At 33.7% G+C, this 17,743-nt stretch carries 21 protein-coding genes and 2 pseudogenes; 9 read left to right on the top strand and 14 right to left on the bottom strand.

All coding sequences use genetic code 11. From position 1 onward, the window contains the following. Positions 1-14: 14 nt before the first annotated feature. The 3 genes from IEV35_RS18780 to IEV35_RS18790 all read right to left on the bottom strand — a co-directional run bounded on the left by IEV35_RS18780 (position 15) and on the right by IEV35_RS18790 (position 3,976). Positions 15-1,586 carry an OPT/YSL family transporter gene (locus IEV35_RS18780; RefSeq protein WP_188386195.1) on the bottom strand — a complete coding sequence of 524 codons (1,572 nt, stop codon included), beginning with the start codon at positions 1,584-1,586 and terminating at the stop codon, positions 15-17. After that, complete coding sequence (locus IEV35_RS18785) at positions 1,576-2,229, bottom strand: aspartate/glutamate racemase family protein (RefSeq protein ID WP_188386196.1); 654 nt, start codon at positions 2,227-2,229, stop codon at positions 1,576-1,578. The genes IEV35_RS18780 and IEV35_RS18785 overlap by 11 nt, the downstream gene beginning before the upstream one ends. A 160-nt stretch (positions 2,230-2,389) precedes the next feature. Beyond that, positions 2,390-3,976: a PucR family transcriptional regulator gene (locus tag IEV35_RS18790; RefSeq protein ID WP_188386197.1), complete on the bottom strand. Its 1,587-nt coding sequence runs from the start codon at positions 3,974-3,976 to the stop codon at positions 2,390-2,392. 260 nt (positions 3,977-4,236) lie between these two features. Between IEV35_RS18790 and IEV35_RS18795 the strand changes: the two genes are divergently transcribed. Together IEV35_RS18795 and IEV35_RS18800 are read left to right on the top strand one after the other, a co-directional pair. Continuing rightward, positions 4,237-4,722 carry a ribonuclease domain-containing protein gene (locus IEV35_RS18795; RefSeq protein ID WP_188386198.1) on the top strand — a complete coding sequence of 162 codons (486 nt, stop codon included), beginning with the start codon at positions 4,237-4,239 and terminating at the stop codon, positions 4,720-4,722. 1 nt (position 4,723) lies between these two features. After that, positions 4,724-4,996, top strand: coding sequence for a barstar family protein (locus IEV35_RS18800; protein ID WP_188386199.1), 273 nt, complete (start codon positions 4,724-4,726; stop codon positions 4,994-4,996). Positions 4,997-5,169: 173 nt separating this feature from the next. Here the strand turns inward: IEV35_RS18800 and IEV35_RS18805 are convergent, their stop codons facing one another. Together IEV35_RS18805 and IEV35_RS18810 are read right to left on the bottom strand one after the other, a co-directional pair. Then, positions 5,170-5,886 (bottom strand): TolB-like translocation protein, encoded by a 717-nt coding sequence (locus tag IEV35_RS18805; RefSeq protein ID WP_188386200.1) that lies wholly within the window; start codon positions 5,884-5,886, stop codon positions 5,170-5,172. A 253-nt stretch (positions 5,887-6,139) separates the two neighbouring features. Next, on the bottom strand, positions 6,140-6,976 hold the full coding sequence (locus IEV35_RS18810; RefSeq protein ID WP_188386201.1) for a glycine betaine ABC transporter substrate-binding protein: 837 nt from the start codon (positions 6,974-6,976) through the stop codon (positions 6,140-6,142). 345 nt (positions 6,977-7,321) lie between these two features. Here IEV35_RS18810 and IEV35_RS18815 point away from each other — a divergent pair, with 345 nt between their 5' ends. Then, a complete protein-coding gene (locus IEV35_RS18815; RefSeq protein WP_229740812.1) occupies positions 7,322-7,780 on the top strand; it encodes a hypothetical protein in 459 nt (152 codons plus the stop codon). 81 nt (positions 7,781-7,861) lie between these two features. Here the strand turns inward: IEV35_RS18815 and IEV35_RS18820 are convergent. Continuing rightward, positions 7,862-8,299: pseudogene (locus tag IEV35_RS18820) on the bottom strand (transposase); the annotation flags it as partial. Here IEV35_RS18820 and IEV35_RS18825 point away from each other — a divergent pair. Further along, a pseudogene (locus IEV35_RS18825) lies at positions 8,298-8,561 on the top strand (VanW family protein); the annotation flags it as partial. The pseudogenes IEV35_RS18820 and IEV35_RS18825 sit on opposite strands and share 2 nt — an antisense overlap. A 43-nt stretch (positions 8,562-8,604) precedes the next feature. Here IEV35_RS18825 and IEV35_RS18830 read toward each other — a convergent pair. After that, positions 8,605-9,690, bottom strand: a complete 1,086-nt coding sequence (locus tag IEV35_RS18830; protein WP_188386202.1) for a response regulator transcription factor — start codon at positions 9,688-9,690, stop codon at positions 8,605-8,607. A gap of 137 nt (positions 9,691-9,827) precedes the next feature. Here IEV35_RS18830 and IEV35_RS18835 point away from each other — a divergent pair, with 137 nt between their 5' ends. Next, positions 9,828-10,721: a 3-hydroxyacyl-CoA dehydrogenase gene (locus tag IEV35_RS18835; RefSeq protein WP_188386203.1), complete on the top strand. Its 894-nt coding sequence runs from the start codon at positions 9,828-9,830 to the stop codon at positions 10,719-10,721. Positions 10,722-10,881: 160 nt separating this feature from the next. Here IEV35_RS18835 and IEV35_RS18840 read toward each other — a convergent pair whose 3' ends face one another. The 5 genes from IEV35_RS18840 to IEV35_RS18860 form a co-directional block, all read right to left on the bottom strand. Continuing rightward, complete coding sequence (locus tag IEV35_RS18840; protein ID WP_188386204.1) at positions 10,882-11,334, bottom strand: hypothetical protein; 453 nt, start codon at positions 11,332-11,334, stop codon at positions 10,882-10,884. Beyond that, complete coding sequence (locus IEV35_RS18845) at positions 11,331-11,537, bottom strand: helix-turn-helix transcriptional regulator (protein ID WP_188386205.1); 207 nt, start codon at positions 11,535-11,537, stop codon at positions 11,331-11,333. Before IEV35_RS18845 ends, IEV35_RS18840 begins: the two co-directional genes overlap by 4 nt. 421 nt (positions 11,538-11,958) lie before the next feature. Then, positions 11,959-12,180, bottom strand: coding sequence for an SGNH/GDSL hydrolase family protein (locus IEV35_RS18850; protein ID WP_229740814.1), 222 nt, complete (start codon positions 12,178-12,180; stop codon positions 11,959-11,961). A 218-nt stretch (positions 12,181-12,398) separates the two neighbouring features. After that, positions 12,399-12,566 carry a hypothetical protein gene (locus tag IEV35_RS18855; RefSeq protein ID WP_188386207.1) on the bottom strand — a complete coding sequence of 56 codons (168 nt, stop codon included), beginning with the start codon at positions 12,564-12,566 and terminating at the stop codon, positions 12,399-12,401. Continuing rightward, positions 12,563-12,904, bottom strand: a complete 342-nt coding sequence (locus IEV35_RS18860) for a GAF domain-containing protein (protein WP_188386215.1) — start codon at positions 12,902-12,904, stop codon at positions 12,563-12,565. The genes IEV35_RS18855 and IEV35_RS18860 overlap by 4 nt, the downstream gene beginning before the upstream one ends. Positions 12,905-12,929: 25 nt before the next feature. Here IEV35_RS18860 and IEV35_RS18865 point away from each other — a divergent pair, with 25 nt between their 5' ends. Continuing rightward, complete coding sequence (locus IEV35_RS18865) at positions 12,930-13,244, top strand: hypothetical protein (protein WP_188386208.1); 315 nt, start codon at positions 12,930-12,932, stop codon at positions 13,242-13,244. 44 nt (positions 13,245-13,288) lie between these two features. On the opposite strand, the gene IEV35_RS18870 is transcribed toward IEV35_RS18865, so the two are convergent. Then, positions 13,289-13,798 (bottom strand): hypothetical protein, encoded by a 510-nt coding sequence (locus IEV35_RS18870; RefSeq protein ID WP_188386209.1) that lies wholly within the window; start codon positions 13,796-13,798, stop codon positions 13,289-13,291. Positions 13,799-14,292: 494 nt separating this feature from the next. On the opposite strand from IEV35_RS18870, the gene IEV35_RS18875 reads away from it, so the two are divergent. The 3 genes from IEV35_RS18875 to IEV35_RS18885 are packed head-to-tail and all read left to right on the top strand — an operon-like array spanning position 14,293 to position 17,288. Then, the gene (locus IEV35_RS18875; protein WP_188386210.1) at positions 14,293-15,807 is read left to right on the top strand and encodes a carbon-nitrogen hydrolase family protein; all 1,515 of its coding nucleotides are present in this window, start codon (positions 14,293-14,295) and stop codon (positions 15,805-15,807) included. A gap of 57 nt (positions 15,808-15,864) precedes the next feature. After that, positions 15,865-16,608: a winged helix-turn-helix domain-containing protein gene (locus IEV35_RS18880; RefSeq protein WP_188386211.1), complete on the top strand. Its 744-nt coding sequence runs from the start codon at positions 15,865-15,867 to the stop codon at positions 16,606-16,608. Next, a complete protein-coding gene (locus IEV35_RS18885) occupies positions 16,608-17,288 on the top strand; it encodes a hypothetical protein (RefSeq protein WP_188386212.1) in 681 nt (226 codons plus the stop codon). Before IEV35_RS18880 ends, IEV35_RS18885 begins: the two co-directional genes overlap by 1 nt. 215 nt (positions 17,289-17,503) lie before the next feature. Here the strand turns inward: IEV35_RS18885 and IEV35_RS20260 are convergent. After that, a partial coding sequence (locus IEV35_RS20260) for a hypothetical protein (RefSeq protein ID WP_229740816.1) occupies positions 17,504-17,743 on the bottom strand: 240 nt, incomplete at its 5' end.

Raw genomic sequence — 17,743 nt, forward strand, 5'->3', positions numbered from 1 at the left:
CTATCCGTCTCCTTTTACTTTGCCTTCCAAATGGAAGAGAAGAAACTATAAATGGCGTCACCGGCAATAAATCCTGCAGCCATAGTGAACATGGTATTTTCAGATTCTGGTCCTTTAATTTTCAGTACGATAACTCGGATTAATATACCAGCTAGCACAGCCCATCCTGCAATAGGATTTGTAATTAGTAGACCGGTAGCTAATAGAATTCCCATTTGTCTTTTTGAACCACCAATTAATTGAATAATTGCTCCTGGGATGGCCCAAAGTAAAAGCAACATACCTACGTTCCCTGATAAACCTGACTCAATGGTTACCGCATACGTTCTGTCAACCGGTGGAACTAAATCCTGTTCAAAGAAATTATTAGCGAACAATGCAACCATGACAATTGCAACACCAAATCCAATTAACGCACTCTTCAACTGTAATTTACGTCCATACAGTTCTTGTTGAACTGTTGCCCCCTTACGTAGTAGATAACCCGTTTTCAAGTCATATCCTAAATCTGCAAAAGCAGGACCAGTTGCTGCTGTGTAACCCGTCAATAATGCTAATGCAATTGGCGGAAACCCTAGTAGCATTCCAACAATAAGAGAAATTAATGTTACAGCAAATGCTGGGAACCACCCAGAGTGCATGGCAGCAATACCTACAATAATTTCTGTGACAATAGCTGCAGCAGCAGCAAATAATACAAAAAGAACAACTTGTAGGAAAGACATCTCAGCAAGCAATCCACCCATTACAGCTACAATGGTTGCTCCCACGATGTATAATGCGAACCCTAACCCAAATCCTTTTTGCATATCTTTTTCTGTACGGGTATATTCATGTTGTTCTCCAGATTCCCGGGCTTCTTCTTTCTTCTTGTTTCTTATCTTGATAAAAGCTGAAATGAATTGGAATAGCGCAACGACACCTGCACCAATCATCATTCCATGTGGAATATAATAATCACCTAGACTAACTCCAAAAAGCGGATCCGCATATCCCGTTAGTAACAGACCAACGCCAAACATTGTTAAAGCCCATATATTACCTATAAAAGCAACACCAAAGGCCGACATAGATATTCCTAAATAAGATCCTGCTAATCCACCGAGAATTCCTACTCCTAAGATTTTTGCTTTTTTGCCACCTTCATCACCAGCTTTTAATGCTTCCGCTGTAGCTACACCTGGTGGCCATGTTTCATCTGCACCAAAGAATTTCGTATCAAATACTTTGTAAAGTACAAATGCATCAATCAATAATGCCATCCCTGCACCTATTAGCATTGGAACAATAAGTTCAGGTAGTCCCATTACATATGGAATACCAACTGGAATTAACAAACTATTTGCTGCGCCAAACGTTGCAGCTGAGATAGAGGTTTGAACCAAATTTTGATTTTCTAGAGAACGATACTTGTAAAATATTTGCATTGGAATTCTTGCTATAAGCATTGCAATCAATGCACCGATAATCGATGTATTTGGAGTTATCCCTAATGAAGTTATTAATTGCATACCGATAATGGCACCAAAAACAGAAATTAAGATTGAAAAAACGATAAACGATAAATCAAATGTTTTATTGTTCACCTTGTTTCCCCCCTTTTATTATTTGATAAGCTATTCCTTGAGCCTCGACCAAATCGATAACAGGAACAGCTATTTGATTTGCTAAATAATCCTTTAATCGGATAGTAGAAAAACCGGTACAAGCAAACAAAATAGTATCTGCACCAGTATCCACAACATTTTGTACTAGTCTGAGCAGTTCCGCCTTAGCATCTTCTCTAAATAAATCCGTTGTCTTTCGCAGAGTAGGAGAGAAAGAATAGGAGTAATATTTCTCCCCTAATTCTTGTTTCATGCGTAAAGGTGGTTTATCAGTTATCCCAATAATACCGACCTTACTTCCTACCATACTTGCTGCATGAGCACCACATACTCCTGCGCCAAGAACTGGTATATTAACATTTCTTCTTGCTTCCTCTAAAGCTGGATCAGCAGCACAACTTATAGTAAGTACATCTACCTTCCCTTCATCTTCCATTTGTTTTGCAAGTTCAATAATTTTAGGTATTGCTATTTCTTCTGAACTATCATCATAAATTCCATTTGGTTGTGATGGAATACACCTTGAAATCGAATCTAAGTGATAAAGCTCTTGTAGTCGCTTTCCATGTTCCTGTAAAACATCCTCTTGATTTGTGGTTAACACACGGATTATCCCTATCATACTAGTCCACCCCTTTTTTTAAATTATAAATTTTTAGATAATTATAGGGAATGTAAAATCTGAGAAAGATATTGTTCAAAACATTTCTCACATTAGTACGAATTTTTATGTAATACAAAAAATACCCTATGGTAACTAACCACAGGGTCTCTAATTTAAATTATGATAAATCCTTTAACATCAAGCAAAAACGTAAAATAAATCGATTCATGGAATCATCTAAATCCATATTTAATAGTTCCTCAATTCGCTTTATGCGATATGTCATGGTTCTACGATGAATAAATAACGACTCTGAAGAACGAGTAACATTACCATTTTCATCTAAATAAACCTTTAGTGTTTTTAATAATTCTCCTTGATCATTCTCCAGAGGATTTAGGAGATTTCGAGCATATTTTACCGAGAACTTATCGTTAGTCAGCTTTATTAATATTTCATAAATTCCAAGTTTATCAAACGTATATACGGATTCTCTCGGTTTGATTTTCATCCCAATTTCCATTGTTTTGCGAACAGAATTAAGACTTTCTATAAAGCTGGTCGGCGTTTTCATATAAGGGCTTATTGCTATACGAATATTCTCATTCGCCTCTTTTTCATTTTGTTTTTTTATAATCAATGACCACTGATCAAGCATTTCTGGATAAGATTTTTCATCACCGAAAATTAAAGCAAAAAAACTATTATGTTTTTCAAAAAGTACTACTTCAGAATGAGAAATCTGATTTACTATATCTATCAACTTTCTTCTTACTAAACTAGTATAATCAATTAAATAGGAGGAGGAATAATCAAAAATGGCCAGCCAGCTCGCTTCAAATTGTACAATGCTAATCACCTTATTTGAATTAGCGGATTCTAATTTTTGAAATAATCTATCCATCAATTTCACATCATCTAGCCGCTCCCGCTGCAGAAACAATTGATCACTTAAAAATAACTTACTAAATTTATTACTTAATTCCGATATTCTACTAGACTTATCAAACATAAAGTCATTTGTATATGGAACATGCATAATAGCAAACACTTGGTTCTGAGATGTTAATGGTATTAGAAGTCGATTACGAAAACCATGTATTTTAAATACGGAAAATCCTGTTTGTAAGAAATCCTCCGTCCAAGATTGAATAATCTCTCTAAAAGACGGATAATCTGGAAGAGAGAAAATCGTCGTACTTTTTCTCCATCCATCGGAAAGAAAACCCTCTGAAGCATATAAAAGTCTTCCTTCTAGATCTTCAATATAAATATTGCTTTTTACAATGTCTTTCATTTTATTTAGTATTTCTGGAATAGATATGAGATTTGAATTTCCTATTTCTAATAACGGATTTAGTATGAAATCCTCTTTTTTCCGTTTCTCGTTATATATTTTTTCGTACAGAGGAGTTAGTATTTTAATATAGGAAACATCTTTAGGAATTGATATGATAGGAAAATCATTTTCATTTGCCATATCAATTACTTGTTTTGGCAATTCCTCAATAAAACGACCGAGTTTTATAACAATTCCAGAAGCCTTTATATTAATCAAATCTTTTACAACTTTAATCTGTTTTTCGGGTTCGTCCTTTATTGAATAAAAAGCCGTCATAACCAAAACACCAGGAGTGATCCAGTCAGAAACCTCAGGAACTTCCATGACTTCAACATAATTTACGTTACGATTAATTCCCTGAACACCTGCTATTACTACACCTTTTTGCAGTTCACCTATGTGTAACGTATCCTGAACATTCATATCATTCACTCCTTTTTTACTATATTAATCTATTATACGATATATTGTCGAAATTCGCGTCGGTTTTTAATGTAAATTCATGCAATATTGGAACAAAGAGCCTGTCCCCACGCCACTCTCCATTCGACAAATTCCAACAAACTTCGGGAGGTGTCAGGCACCTAAATACCATGTCCGTCCCCCACCCCAATTTGATAGAATCGCAAAACTCTAGTATAATTTCCTAAATCAACCAATCTACACACAAAAGGATGAATGCCATGAAACGACTATTTAATCTGTTTATCATTCTCATGATGAGTATTATGCTTACGGCTTGTGCTGGAATTGATTTATTATTTGATGATGAAATCGAATCTAATCAGGGAGCGGAAGAAGCAGATTCGAGTAGCGATTTAAGCGAAGATGGTTATTACACAAGCAAGGAAGAAGTCTCCCTTTACATCCATACATTCGGTAAACTTCCTAGGAATTATATTACGAAGGCTGAGGCGCGTGAGTTAGGCTGGGAGGCTAGTGAAGGAAATCTTTGGGAAGTAACAGATCAGAAAAGCATTGGCGGAGATCGATTTGGCAACAGAGAGGGAAATCTTCCAGATAAAGAAGGAAGACAGTACTTCGAAGCTGATATCAATTATGAAGGTGGCTACCGTGGTGCAGAGCGCATCGTCTATTCTAATGATGGATTAATTTACTATACCGCGGACCACTATGAAACATTTACCTTATTATATGGAGATGAATAAGATGACACTTGTTACATTGGATGGAAAAACCATGCAGAAAAAAGAAGATGTTCATGCCTACTTAAAATCAAAGCTGAATCTACCTGAGTATTACGGTAATAATCTTGATGCCCTGTGGGATGTTTTGAGTACCTTAGATGATTCAATGGAGATTCATTTTATTCATTCTAAGCAAATGCTTGAGTGTCTTGGAAATTATGGAACAGCACTTTTGAAAGTGTTTGAAGATGCAGCAAATGAGAATTCGAATATTAAATTTAGAGTAATATCTTAGTTTATCGGCGCCTTTCACTTCCCGCTTTTTATAAATAAACAAGTTCTAAAAAGCTATTTGTATTAAAACGTATTTCGTTCTAATACAAATAGCTTTTGTTTATTCGACAAAAACCAACAAACTTCGGGAGGTGTCAGGCACCCAAATCTTGCATTAAACTGTAAAATTAATCATTACTTTTCAAACCACTTCATAAACTCTTTTTGTGTTAACTCTTCAACTATTTCTACTGCACTCCCGCCTAAATAATCATCTGATAGTATCTCGGTTTTATAGACTTGATATTTTGATCCATCATTTACTGATGGTGTTACATAGTATAACGAACTACCATCCACATCCCACTTCAAGCCATAAATATCTTCAAAAGCAAAGGAAGCACTATGACTTTGTTTATTTAAATCCATTTCTAGATGATATATATTGACTCGCGCATTATCAGCGCTTCCACTTATGAAAGCAACCAAATTTTCGGTGGGAGACCATGCAATTCCATGAGGCCTCTTATAGCCATCATAGTCACTTCCATACCCAATATTATCCGATAAGTTTATAACATCCCCTGTTTCCAAACTAATAACATAAACCTTAATGCTGCCATCTTTAGCTTTAACATCATAACTTAAATATTGTTTATTGTAAGAGAGTTGAAATCCTCGAATGGTACTTTCTTTATCAGGAAGTTCCACTTCAAAGATATTATTATTACTATTAATATGTAATACTCCATCATTTACAGAAAAATTATATCCGTCCATTTCAATAGTTTCATTATTATTTTCATATTCAATTACATAACGGTTATCATAATAATTTATTTCCTCAGAACATCCCATTAGAAGTATGGAAATCAGCAAAAATAATATGATATTTAATAAGATCCTTCTCAAGCAGTTCAACCACCTTTATAAAATTTAGTACTTTATATGTAAAATATAGCATAGCTTCAATGAATATTGGTGTCTGACACCTCCCGGGTTTTGTCACTAAATGTCGAACAGCAATCGAAACCCCATCAAAAAAAGCTATTTGATTGCGAGGGAGAACCTACCGCAATCAAATAGCTCTAATTCATTCGACAAAATCTAACAAACTTCGGGAGGTGTCAGGCACCTCCCCCACCAAAGCCTCCAAAAAAGCAGTCTATTTCTCCAACCACTCATCTACTGTTTCTGGATTGGCTTCTACCCAGTCTTCTGCCAACTCTCTTAATGACTTCCCACTATCCAAATCCATAATCCATGTTTCCACCATTTCTAAAGTCAGTTCCATATTTGAGAACAACTTATAAGCTGTTGGTGATTCTTCTTTCAGACTTGGTGTAACGGCAATTTGAACATCATCCATTTTCCATGTATTAAGTGGATCCTCTAAGAATTTAATGTCAAAATGAACAAACATTGGGTGAGGACGCCAAGCATTAAATGCAATAGCTTCTTTATTTTTAATCATGCTATCTACTTGTGCAAGCATGATGGCAACACTACTATTCTGTATGATAAAGTCGTCCATTCCATAAGTTTCTACCATTTCTTCTGTCGTCAAAGCCATACCACTACCAGGCTCAATTGCATAAATTTCATGATTAAAAAGCTCTGGATTATTAGCAACATCTTCAATAGAATTAATATCCTCTAGATAAGTTGGTACACCTATTCCCATAGGCATATCCGAGTATAACGTACCAGCTATCTCAAACGAACCGCCATACTTTTCGATATAATCTTTATGTAAATTTGGGCTCCAAACATCGATAAAAGCATCTATATCCTGACCTGAAAGAGCTTCATATAAGATTCCTACTTCAGCTTCTTCAATTTCCACTTTAAAACCTTCTTGTTCCAAAATGACTTGTGATAAATAGGCAGGTACAGTCGAATAATCATATGGATCTAACCCAATCTTCAACTCTGTTTTCTCATCTTCAAGGTCGTTTCCTGGTGCTTCATTACTTGCATCGTTATCTCCCCCACAAGCCACCAGTAAAAGCGACACCATTACTCCAATCAATACTAAACTAAATACGTGTTTTCTTGAATTTTTAAAGATACAAAATCTTCCTCTCCACTTTTTTTAATAGACGTTTTCCATAGTAACACATTACCCGAAAAACTAAAAATATAAACTCTTCTGACTATTGGGAATGTTTGAGAGGAAGACATTATTTTGTTCACTTCATTATTATAAATAATTGCAAAAAATCCTAATAAAAAATCGGCTATTTTCTTCTGATCTGCTGCTCAAAATAGACACCCTTCGTAAACAAGATGTCTATGGTTTGTATTCTATTCCGCTTTGAATGAAATAGAAAGAGAGGTAATAGAAATGAACAAAAGTAGAAAATTAAAACTGCAATCAAACTATACTCCGTATCCTATTAATGATGAAGATGATGAAGTATATAGAAATGGTATTTTTCAAATTAATATTACTAAAATTATCGAGCAAATCCGTAGCGGAAAACTACTCCCTGAAAAGGAACAAATACATGTCCAAGACTGGTTTAAAACACACTTCCATGGTTCCATTAATGAGGACCATTTACCCTCTGTTGATGTCACAAAGACAATTATTCAAGCAGAAATTAGCCCTGATATGTACACGATCATGGGCGGAAACCACCGGGTGGAAAAGGCCTATCGTGAAGGTACTCCATATATCGACTCTTTCAAATTAAGAGTAGAGCAGATCCTTCCTTATTTTAAAGAAACTCGAGGTTATGAGACGTTTGTGGGGTACTGGAATTCTAAAGTGGATGACAAAGAGCTTGGGACAAACAGCTAGGAAATAAGCTCACCTATGGTTAGGATTAATATATGCAGAATAATCATAAATAAGCGCAAGAACCGTCCCCATGCTTGTTCACAGCGCAATCAAGGATTGCTGTTTCTTTAATGGATTGTTAGGGCGAGTTGTGTAATAGTTATGCAGTGCCTTAAACGTTGGGTTACTCGCTACCAATGGCCTTACTGCCATATATAGGGATTTACGCAGTTTCTTTCTACCGCGTTTGCTAATTCTGGTTTGACCTTTAAATTTTCCAGAGCTGTGTTCTCGCAATGAGAGGCCTGCCATATTTACCAGTTGTTGAGGATGATTGTATTTCGTAATATCCCCTACTTCTGAGAAAAAGGACGCAACTGTCGTTGTTCCAAGCCCTTTAATGTCTGTCATTTCCTTGGCACCAGGGATTTCATTTATTAGCTCGGCAATTTCTTGATCCAGCTCTTCTAGCTGTTGATTGTATAATTCATATTGATCTAAAAGGCTGTGTAATTCCTTCTTGGCAAAACGTAGGCCGATATATCAATTAATCGTATATGTAAATGACACGCACCTAGTAGGTGAATGGCGATCAGATGTGCCTTCCTTGTATAAGTATAAAGTATATGAGAAGAATCATCTATTTACCAAGGAATATTGGGGCGGATATGTTAGGCATAATCGAATCCATCGAAAAGTATTAAATCAGGATGGAAAGCTAGTGAAGGATGAATTTGTTACTGAAAATCATGCTATTATGATGTATGAGCCATTGCTTGAAGAGCCAAAGACAAATAAATAAGCACCCAGCATGATGCTATGGGTGCTTGGATAATTCTAATGTATTAATCCACTAATCCCATCCGAAAAGCCATCGACACTATTTGCGTTCTGTTCTTCGCTTTTAACTTTATCATGAGATTTTGTATATAGTCTCTAATCGTATATTCGCTTAAAAAAAGAAGCTCAGCCATTTCTTTGTTTCTATAACCTTCTGAGAGCAGATGTAAAATAGCTAATTCTTTATTAGTCAATTCTAATGGATATTTAAAACCTCTACCAAGCTGTCTTCTAGATAGATACATCCCTAACCGCTTTCCAGCAATTTCTAATATATCAAGGAATACTTTGGTACATTCAAAACTCTCTCCGCGCTGGTCTAATGTAAGCCAACCATATAATTGTTGTTCGTAAATGATTGGAATAAAGATGATAGAAGAAAGGTTAAACCATTCAATGGCAACCTGTTGCACGTAAGGATCTGGCTTCTTCAGGAATAATGGTCTCTTGAGTGAAAAAACCGGCTCTGCTTCAATGTTCCCCCGTAATAACTGTACTTTTTCTAATTCCTCACCTATAACTCCTGAAAACTCCTTTAACCAAGGGTTATAACTGATAAACACACAACGTTTAAACCCAAAAATTTCTTCTGCTCGAGTTATTAAATATGGTAAATCATCGGTACCGTTACATTGTATAAGATTTTCATTAAAAGCATCTAATTGCAACATATATTTTTGCTTTTCTTCCAATACTAAGGGAGGATTCTCTATCCATTGCAGGTAATAAGTGATAAATTTACTTTGCAAATCTTGATGTAATTTTACTAATTCTACCTTATGTGGATGATTTTGATGTGAAACTACATTCTGAAAAGATCCCATGAAAATTTCTAGAAATACCTGTGATGATGTAACGGGTATATCGTTACTATGCATTTGTATCCAATGGGATAGATCTTCTTCTTTAATCTTTGTATTCTTTAACTGGGTTAACAAGAATAATGAAAAAGCTGATATCATATTCTTTAGTTGCTGTTTAACTACCTTATCTAAGTCGTTGTTTTTCTCGATAAGCACCATGGCATTACGCATTAGTTCATCCCGATAGATTTTATTAAATAACAAGTATTGGAATTCTATTTTTTTCATATTTCACCTACATTTGTATAATAATTACGTATAGTTTTCCCTATAAATATAGGTACATTATGGCATAATAGTCCTATAAAATTAAAGAGTAAAGTCTTATTACTATAGACTATCTAGAAAAACAAAGGAGAATGAACATGAACTACAAAAAAGTAATGGTTGCAGGTAGTGGTGTGTTAGGGAGTCAGATTGCATTTCAAACTGCATTTTTTGGATATAATGTAAATGTATACGATATTAGTGACGATGCTATTCAATCAGCAAAAGAACGTTTAACGAAATTGAAAGCGGTTTATGCAGATTATTTTAATAGTGAAGAGAAAGCAGAAGCTGCATACGGTCGTTTATCCTTCAGCATAGACTTAGCAGAATCTGTTTCGAATGTAGATTTAGTAATTGAAGCTGTACCTGAAGTAGTACAAATTAAACAAGATTTTTATAACAAGCTTGCCGCTGTGGCACCAGAGAAAACGGTATTTGTTTCTAACTCGTCTACCATGTTACCAAGTCAATTTGCTGAGTTTACTGGTCGTCCAGAGAAATTCTTAGCATTACACTTCGCTAACACTATCTATAAGAATAACACTGCAGAAATTATGGGACATGCAGGTACTGACCCTAAGTATACGGAGGAAGTAACTGAATTCGCACGTACAATTGGTATGATTCCATTTGTTGTAAAGAAAGAGCAACCGGGTTATATCTTGAACTCTTTATTAGTACCTTTCCTAAATGCTGGTCTATCGCTTTGGGCGAATGATATTGCAGAGCCACAAACTATTGATAAAAACTGGATGATTTCTACAGGCGCACCACATGGTCCATTCGCTATTCTTGATATAATTGGTATGGAAACACCGTATAACCTAAATTTAGCAAAATCAGAATTAGATCCGAATTATAAATTAATTGCAGAGAAATTAAAAAAAGAAATGATTGACCAAGGTAAAATGGGACAAGCAACTGGTGAGGGTTTCTACACATATCCGAACCCAGCATTCCTAGAGGCGGATTTCTTAAAACAAAACTAATCAAAAAAGAACATAGGGACGGTTCTTGCGCTCATAATCTAAATAGAAAACACAAAAAGAAGCATGAGAACCGTCCCCATGCTTCATTCATAATTGACCAAAAAGAAAAAACCCCAACTTACTAGGGGCTTTTTAACGGATTTATATATATATTTTAATTTTAAAATCTTATAACATAGATTAAATATGACACCAAAAGACAAATCCATTGTAAAGATGCAAGGAAGAATAAAGTTTCTATTGCATAGTTTGGATCACTAAGCACTAGAATCATAATAAAAGGAATCATTAATATGGAAATGATACCTGATACTATAAGACTTTTAGAAAGTACACTTACTTGATATTCATCGTATTTTTTTCTTCTTTTAATAAAAATAAAAACTATGATAATACTTGTTAAAACGATTATTAAGTACCCTATAAATCTCATATTACCTGATTTAATAAAGCTGGACCAAGCGTTCCAAAACAAGACATTAAGAGTTTGTTGATGTGAAAGCATTCTTAAAAATTCTATATGATCCGCAGTAAAAATAAATACAAAAGAATAGAATGTAGATATAAGACCAATAAATAGTACATTTACAACAGGTTTTTTTAATAGATTCATTTTCGGTCACTCTCCCTAAACTCGAATAGTTCCTCAATCGACATATTAAAGAACTTCGCTAAATCATAAGCTAGCCAAATTGAGGGATCAAACTTGTTTTTTTCAATTGCATTAATTGCTTGACGTGACACATTTACCTTCTCACCCAATTGAGCTTGAGTTAAACCTAAACTTTCTCTTAACTCTTTCACCCTATTTTTCAATCTTCACTCCTCCTATGTAAGGTTAACCTTACATAAAAAATAACAGAATACATTTCCTCTGTCAAGTAAACCTTACATATTTTTTTAGTTTTTGTTATTAACTCCATCCTCTCAAAATCCTTCCTTCTATATTAGAGGGAATCAACCGCTCTGCCATAACAGGGAATATAACGTTACAAAAAAAGCTTAGGAAGAGTTTTACTTACACTCTCTCAAAGCTTTTATTTTTCCACATTAAAGAATCCATTACTTGAGTCATGTTATCTTACTTATTTTCATTACTTTATCTGCATTAACGGAATAAGTAATTCCACTATCCGTTCGTATCCACTATCTTTGGATGCAAGCCATCTCTCGTATAGGTTGTCAGATTTAAATGATTAATCCCACTTTCTCAATACAGATCAATGACAGGCAGACTTTATAATGCTCCAATCTCATGTGTCGCATCAACAAATTGTAAAAGGCTCATTCCCTTATCATTTGTCATTCCCTCGTTGTAGTTATAATTTCGCTGAGGAGGAGTAATCAAATAGATATTAATACGTGGATTCGAGCCTAAGATATACTCAATTAAACGCTGATAGGCACCGTAAAATGTCATGATGTCAAAGAAATTGCCAACTTGTGAAATCTGTCCCAAATCCCTACCCCTAGCATAAACATTTGTTCCACCTAAAATCGTAACAATATCATATGAGGAATAGTCGATACCAGTACCTACCAAGAACACAGGGACAGTTCTTGCGCTCATAATCTAAATAGAAAACACAAAAGGATGCTCGAGAATCGTACCTGTGCTCCACTCTTCCAAAAACAAAAGAAGAACCATTTCATAAAAAATGATTCTTCAAACTTGTACTACCTCTTATCTTTTTTTGTCCTAATTTGACCACGGTAATCCTTATAAATTTCTCTTAATCCTAATTTCTCTGCCTTTTCATAGATTCTTTGCGTCCGCTCATGTGATTGGTGAAGGGATTGATTTCTTCTTTCTAATAAGTCCATTTTCTTTTCTGATGTAATCATGAATCCCCCTCCTTCTTATTTATGTTTATTCTATCATAATAATGCGCCAACGCACACATATCAGCGTAAAATCTTATCGACCGTTCGTCATCATGGGTAAATCCATTCTTATGTTCACTTTGAATATTTAGTACCCCAAAAACTTCGTCACCAATTTTTATGGGTACTCCAAGGATGGACCCATATTCATGCTTTGGTGCAATTTCCCCTTCAAAGAATTTACTATTCTTAATATCGTTAATTAATACTGTTTGACCATATGACCACACATGTCCCGCAAACCCCTCATTTTTTCGAAATTTACGTTTTCTTGATGATGAAGTATATAGAAATGGTATTTTTCAATTTAATATTACTAAGATTTTGAAACATATTCGTAATGGAAAACTACTCCCTGAAAAGGAACAAATACATGTTCAAGACTGGTTTAAATCCCGTTTTCATGGTTCCATTAATGAGGACCAGTTACCCGCTGTTGATGTCACAAAGACTGTTATTCAAGCAGAAATTAGCCCTGACATGTACACGATCATGGACGGAAACCACCGGATGGAAAAGGCCTATGGTGAAGGGATTCCCTATATCGACTCTTACAAATTAACAGTAAAGCAAATCCTTCCCTATTTTATAGATAGTCGAGGCTATGAGACGTTTGTGGCGTCTGGTATTCTAAAGTAGATGACAAAGAAGCTTGGGATAAACTGCGAAGGAAATAAGCTCACCTATGGTAGGATTAATATATACAGAATAATCACAAATAAGCGCGAGAACCGTCCCCACGCCCCACGCTTCCACCAAATGATAGGGTTACGACATTTTTTAGCCCCACGCTTCCACCAAATGATAGGGTTACGACATTTTTTATAAACACTATAAATATCATCAAACATGACTATTTTCTGTAATTTATTAGAGAAGTTGTCCATTCGCCGCTGGTACATTAAATCCCAATATGTATCATAATCCTCTACTGCTAAATAGGAATCTTTTATACAAGAATCCGCTTCCAGATGCGGATAGAAGTATTCATCGTCAGATTCATAGTTTAATATAGGCTGTAGTTCATCTTCTAATTGTTTAGGATTCAGATGGCGAAAAAAATCAGACTGACGTTTTTTAATAAAATGGATCAAATAACCAATATTGTCTCCTACATCCACACTTTCCTTATTCAATAACTTTTTCTCTACTTCTTTGTATGCTTTTCTCACTTCATTGCTTGGAATCCCCATCGAATAATTTTCAAATTTTGGAAGTTTTATTTTCTCCCTCCTAGATTCCTGTTTCGTTTATGGGGATGTACCCCTAGTACTCGTGTCCCCACGGACATTATTTCACTACATATAAGATAGGATATTTTTATAGGGTAGTAAAGGAGACTCGTTCTGTTTTACATCAAAATTAGGGACACTCTATTTCAATATTTTCACAGAAAATAAGTAGCATAGCTACTAAACTTTTATACCAATATGATATCTACAAATTCTACTAATATGGGATATAAATGATATACGTATAGAAGTATTGCAATGGTGATGAAAAAAAAGATATGACATGATAGCTAGCTATATGTCATCCACAATAGTTGTTTTTATATTGTGTTTTATATTGTGTTTTATATTGTCCTGAGTTGAATTCGTTTAATTTAAATTATTATTCAAAATATATTAAGATTAAAGTAAAGTATAAAAAACGTGTTACCTAGCTTTTTAAGGGGGAGAAATTATTGGAAAAAGTTGTATCATCTGAACTTTGGAAGACCGTATTATGTAAGAATGTAATAAGGATAGATTTTCAAGGAGGAAATAAGTATTGCAGAAATAATAATTGTCAATGCGATGAATTAGATATACCATTCGAAAACCTTTTCGAATTTTATGCACATATCTTTTCTATATTTGATCGAATGAATACAGAATATCTAGCAAGCTATTTAATTGATAATTTTGATCAATTCAATATACATTTTGATTCAGTTAACAAAACAATTGAACGATATGAGGATGCCTTTTATTTTCTGGAAGCAGATGAACTTAGCATGAGTAAAGATTTATTTAAAGATATTAAAATGATTTTGCAGGATTCGACTACCACTCAATTATTATTAGTAAAACTTTTCTCATTACTTATAGCAATAGACCGGCTATTTGGTAAATTAATACAAGAACGTCCAGTTGAAGAGTTGTATACTTTGTTTCCACATGTAACTTCCTCAGGAATTCTAGTACATAAGATTCCTTCTAGTGTCCAGGAAAACTTTCATGATATAGAAAATGAGCTAACTACTGAATCACTAAACGACCCTAATGAAAGTATAGTATATCAACATATACGAAATGTAACCTCAATCTCGATTGAACTAAGTTACGATAGTAGATTTGTTAAGCTTCAAGAGAAATATAACCAACCGCTTTCAGAAAAAAGGCTCGAGGAAATAAGCATTGGTTTTATTCCAATTGAATTGGAATTTAAGAATTATCAATTTGATCGGGATAACAAAACGGAAAACTTAGAATCTTTTAACGTAAAACACTTTAAATCCTCTCACTATAGTGAGAGTCTTATAAATAAATTCGTAACACTATTGAAATCAAACTCAGATTTTATAATCTCCTCAGAGTTAAACACAGAATTAAAAGTCCAAAACAGACTTAAAGATGAACTAAAAAAAGAAAATTATATGACAAGCTTAATATTTCCAGGTACCTTTCATGTTAGAGGTAACGAAGTAGATTTAGAGTCGCTTTTTAACAACAGTTATATAAACTATTCCCAAACATTAACATGCAAAGGCGAAACCTTAGGAAACGTAATAAAAACAAATCCATATAAAGAAATCTTTAATGGAGTAGAGAAAGTAGAGAATATATCTCCTGGTAGAGAAATAATATTCTATGATACACATTTAGGTCGAATTGCTGTTTTGATTTGTGCAGATTTACTCAATGATAATTTGATTTATACTATCACTAGATGTGGTACGAATATCGTCTTTGTTATGGCAATGCACAGTAACCCGTCTGGCGGCCAATTTGAAGATTATATACATAAACTAGGGAACGTTAGTAAATCAATAGTTATTATTTGCAACTACCCATTACCTAAGGATAATTCACAATCTAATGTAGTAACAAAATATGTATATCTTCCAAGCAAAGGCATTAAACCCTGGAAATCATGTTCCCATGAAATTGAAGTTAAGAAAATGGGAGATATACTAAAAAAACATTGCAAAAATTAATACAATAATATAAAATTTAAGAAAATGAACTGTTAATGAACTATTGGAGGCGGTTATATGTTTAAGGAAAAATCTATGGAAGAAATACTAAAAATCATTGATAAGACCGGTAATAACCTAAATTCCAATCAATTCAAAGAAGCAGAGATAAAACTATACTTAATTTCGAAAATTATAAACGATAATCTGAATAAAAATTCCTTTAAGAATTTAGAGGAAATCTATAAAGAAATCGAATTACTCAAAGTAGACAAGGAAAGTTTGGACAAAAAAAGTTACTTACAAGGGAAGATCTATACTATTACTGAGACCTTATCCCATAGCTTAAAGGAACATAAAACTAATCAAAAAATATTAAGCGTTAAAAATAGCAAGTGGCATAGGGACTTTTTATACACAATAAAGGAAAAACGTTATGTTACTAATTCTGAATTATGTAAGATCTATAACCTAAAGAAGAACAACACAAGTAATATTCTAAATAACCTAAAAAACAAACTACTCATTAATTCAGTCAAGATAGGTCGGAATATCTATTATTCCATTACTTCAGAGGGTTTAGTTATTTGTGATAAGTTAAAGTTAACTGAACCAAATTATTCTTTTAGCTATGATTATAATGATGATGAATCAAACTTTAATGATACCTATGTAGATTTAGTTAGAGACAATCAAGTCTTATATTCAAGTGAGGAGAGTTTAAGGGAATCTAATAATTATAATTCTGTTGTTATAGATTCAATTCAATTAGTCGCAGAGACTGAAAAATACTACGAAATTACAAAGGAGAGTGCTCTTTAATGGATGAAAATGTAATTAGAAAGATCTCCAGTTGGTTAATTAGTTTAAATGATAATGAAATTGAAAAAGTATTGAAAAGTTTAGATAGCAGCTCAAAGGAATTCTCAAAATATATAATTAAAAACCACCCTAATATAAACGATGGTCTACAAAATTTATTCAAAGAAGTTCGTAGTATGCTAAAAGAAAATAAATACGAAGAAGCAATCATAGATGAATTAACATCTAAAGGAATTGACATTTATTTTTCTAAAAAAGTAGTTAACCATTTAAAGAAACAATTACAGCCTCACTTTGATGCTTCGGCTTTAAGACAAGTATCTTTCGAGAAATATTCAGATATAGTAGATAAAATTATAATGAAAATGCTCGTGGAACGATACTACAGCTCTCCCATTAAATTAAGTGAGGAGCTTGAAGGGGATATTGTAAAAAAAGAGGATATTATTAAGTCCTATAAAGTAATTATGAACATATTATCTGTATTCTTCTTTAAAAATCTAGGATTTTACGAACTTTCCAATCTTTGTAGAGATGTATTTGGATTTGACCAAGAACGATCAAATTATTTAATAAATTACTTGAAACAAAAAGAAATCTTTGATAAAATCGAGTCCTATTTTCTCTTTGAAAGGATTAATAATTTAGTCCAAAGAGAAATTAGTAAAGCACAAGACTAATACTACATTTATAATATAAAAATTTATTAATTATTACCTTTAATAAATGTTTTTTATTATGAATCAGATGAGCGGTTTGTATAAATAATTTTAACTATCGTTTGTGAAAGATAGAGCCACCGTTTGTAGAGTTGAAATAAACTAATCTTCAATTGTTCTCTTTATCCAAATGAGACAGTGTCAAAAACAGAATTTTTTAATATTAGATGTATACCTTATTCTTTATATTTTATGGAAGCAATTGGGTCCAGAAAACCAATCACAAAGGGATTTCCATGATATAAAATCCATACACCACAAAATTTACTCGATTTATCAGTGAACAAACGAGGCTGGGACAAAACTAGCCAGAAAGTAATAAAAAACTGGTTCCAAGCGATTGAAAATTGCTTGGAACCAGTTTTTTTGAAATCATTTCCATTTCCTAAACTAGATTTGCCGTTTTTGGCGGTATA

It is taken from the genome of Ornithinibacillus halotolerans (assembly GCF_014637405.1).
In the GTDB taxonomy this organism is placed as follows: Bacteria; Bacillota; Bacilli; order Bacillales; family Amphibacillaceae; genus Ornithinibacillus; species Ornithinibacillus halotolerans.

What these genes read in the sequence shown, in the direction of transcription:
- IEV35_RS18815 (WP_229740812.1), top strand. Translation starts at nt 7,322, where the DNA reads ATGAACAAAAGTAGAAAATTAAAACTGCAATCAAACTATACTCCGTAT.
- IEV35_RS18790 (WP_188386197.1), bottom strand. Translation starts at nt 3,976, where the DNA reads ATGAATGTTCAGGATACGTTACACATAGGTGAACTGCAAAAAGGTGTA.
- IEV35_RS18830 (WP_188386202.1), bottom strand. Translation starts at nt 9,690, where the DNA reads ATGAAAAAAATAGAATTCCAATACTTGTTATTTAATAAAATCTATCGG.
- IEV35_RS18880 (WP_188386211.1), top strand. Translation starts at nt 15,865, where the DNA reads ATGTTTAAGGAAAAATCTATGGAAGAAATACTAAAAATCATTGATAAG.
- IEV35_RS18885 (WP_188386212.1), top strand. Translation starts at nt 16,608, where the DNA reads ATGGATGAAAATGTAATTAGAAAGATCTCCAGTTGGTTAATTAGTTTA.
- IEV35_RS18835 (WP_188386203.1), top strand. Translation starts at nt 9,828, where the DNA reads ATGAACTACAAAAAAGTAATGGTTGCAGGTAGTGGTGTGTTAGGGAGT.
- IEV35_RS18855 (WP_188386207.1), bottom strand. Translation starts at nt 12,566, where the DNA reads ATGATTACATCAGAAAAGAAAATGGACTTATTAGAAAGAAGAAATCAA.
- IEV35_RS18795 (WP_188386198.1), top strand. Translation starts at nt 4,237, where the DNA reads ATGAAACGACTATTTAATCTGTTTATCATTCTCATGATGAGTATTATG.
- IEV35_RS18800 (WP_188386199.1), top strand. Translation starts at nt 4,724, where the DNA reads ATGACACTTGTTACATTGGATGGAAAAACCATGCAGAAAAAAGAAGAT.
- IEV35_RS18785 (WP_188386196.1), bottom strand. Translation starts at nt 2,229, where the DNA reads ATGATAGGGATAATCCGTGTGTTAACCACAAATCAAGAGGATGTTTTA.
- IEV35_RS18840 (WP_188386204.1), bottom strand. Translation starts at nt 11,334, where the DNA reads ATGAATCTATTAAAAAAACCTGTTGTAAATGTACTATTTATTGGTCTT.
- IEV35_RS18870 (WP_188386209.1), bottom strand. Translation starts at nt 13,798, where the DNA reads ATGGGGATTCCAAGCAATGAAGTGAGAAAAGCATACAAAGAAGTAGAG.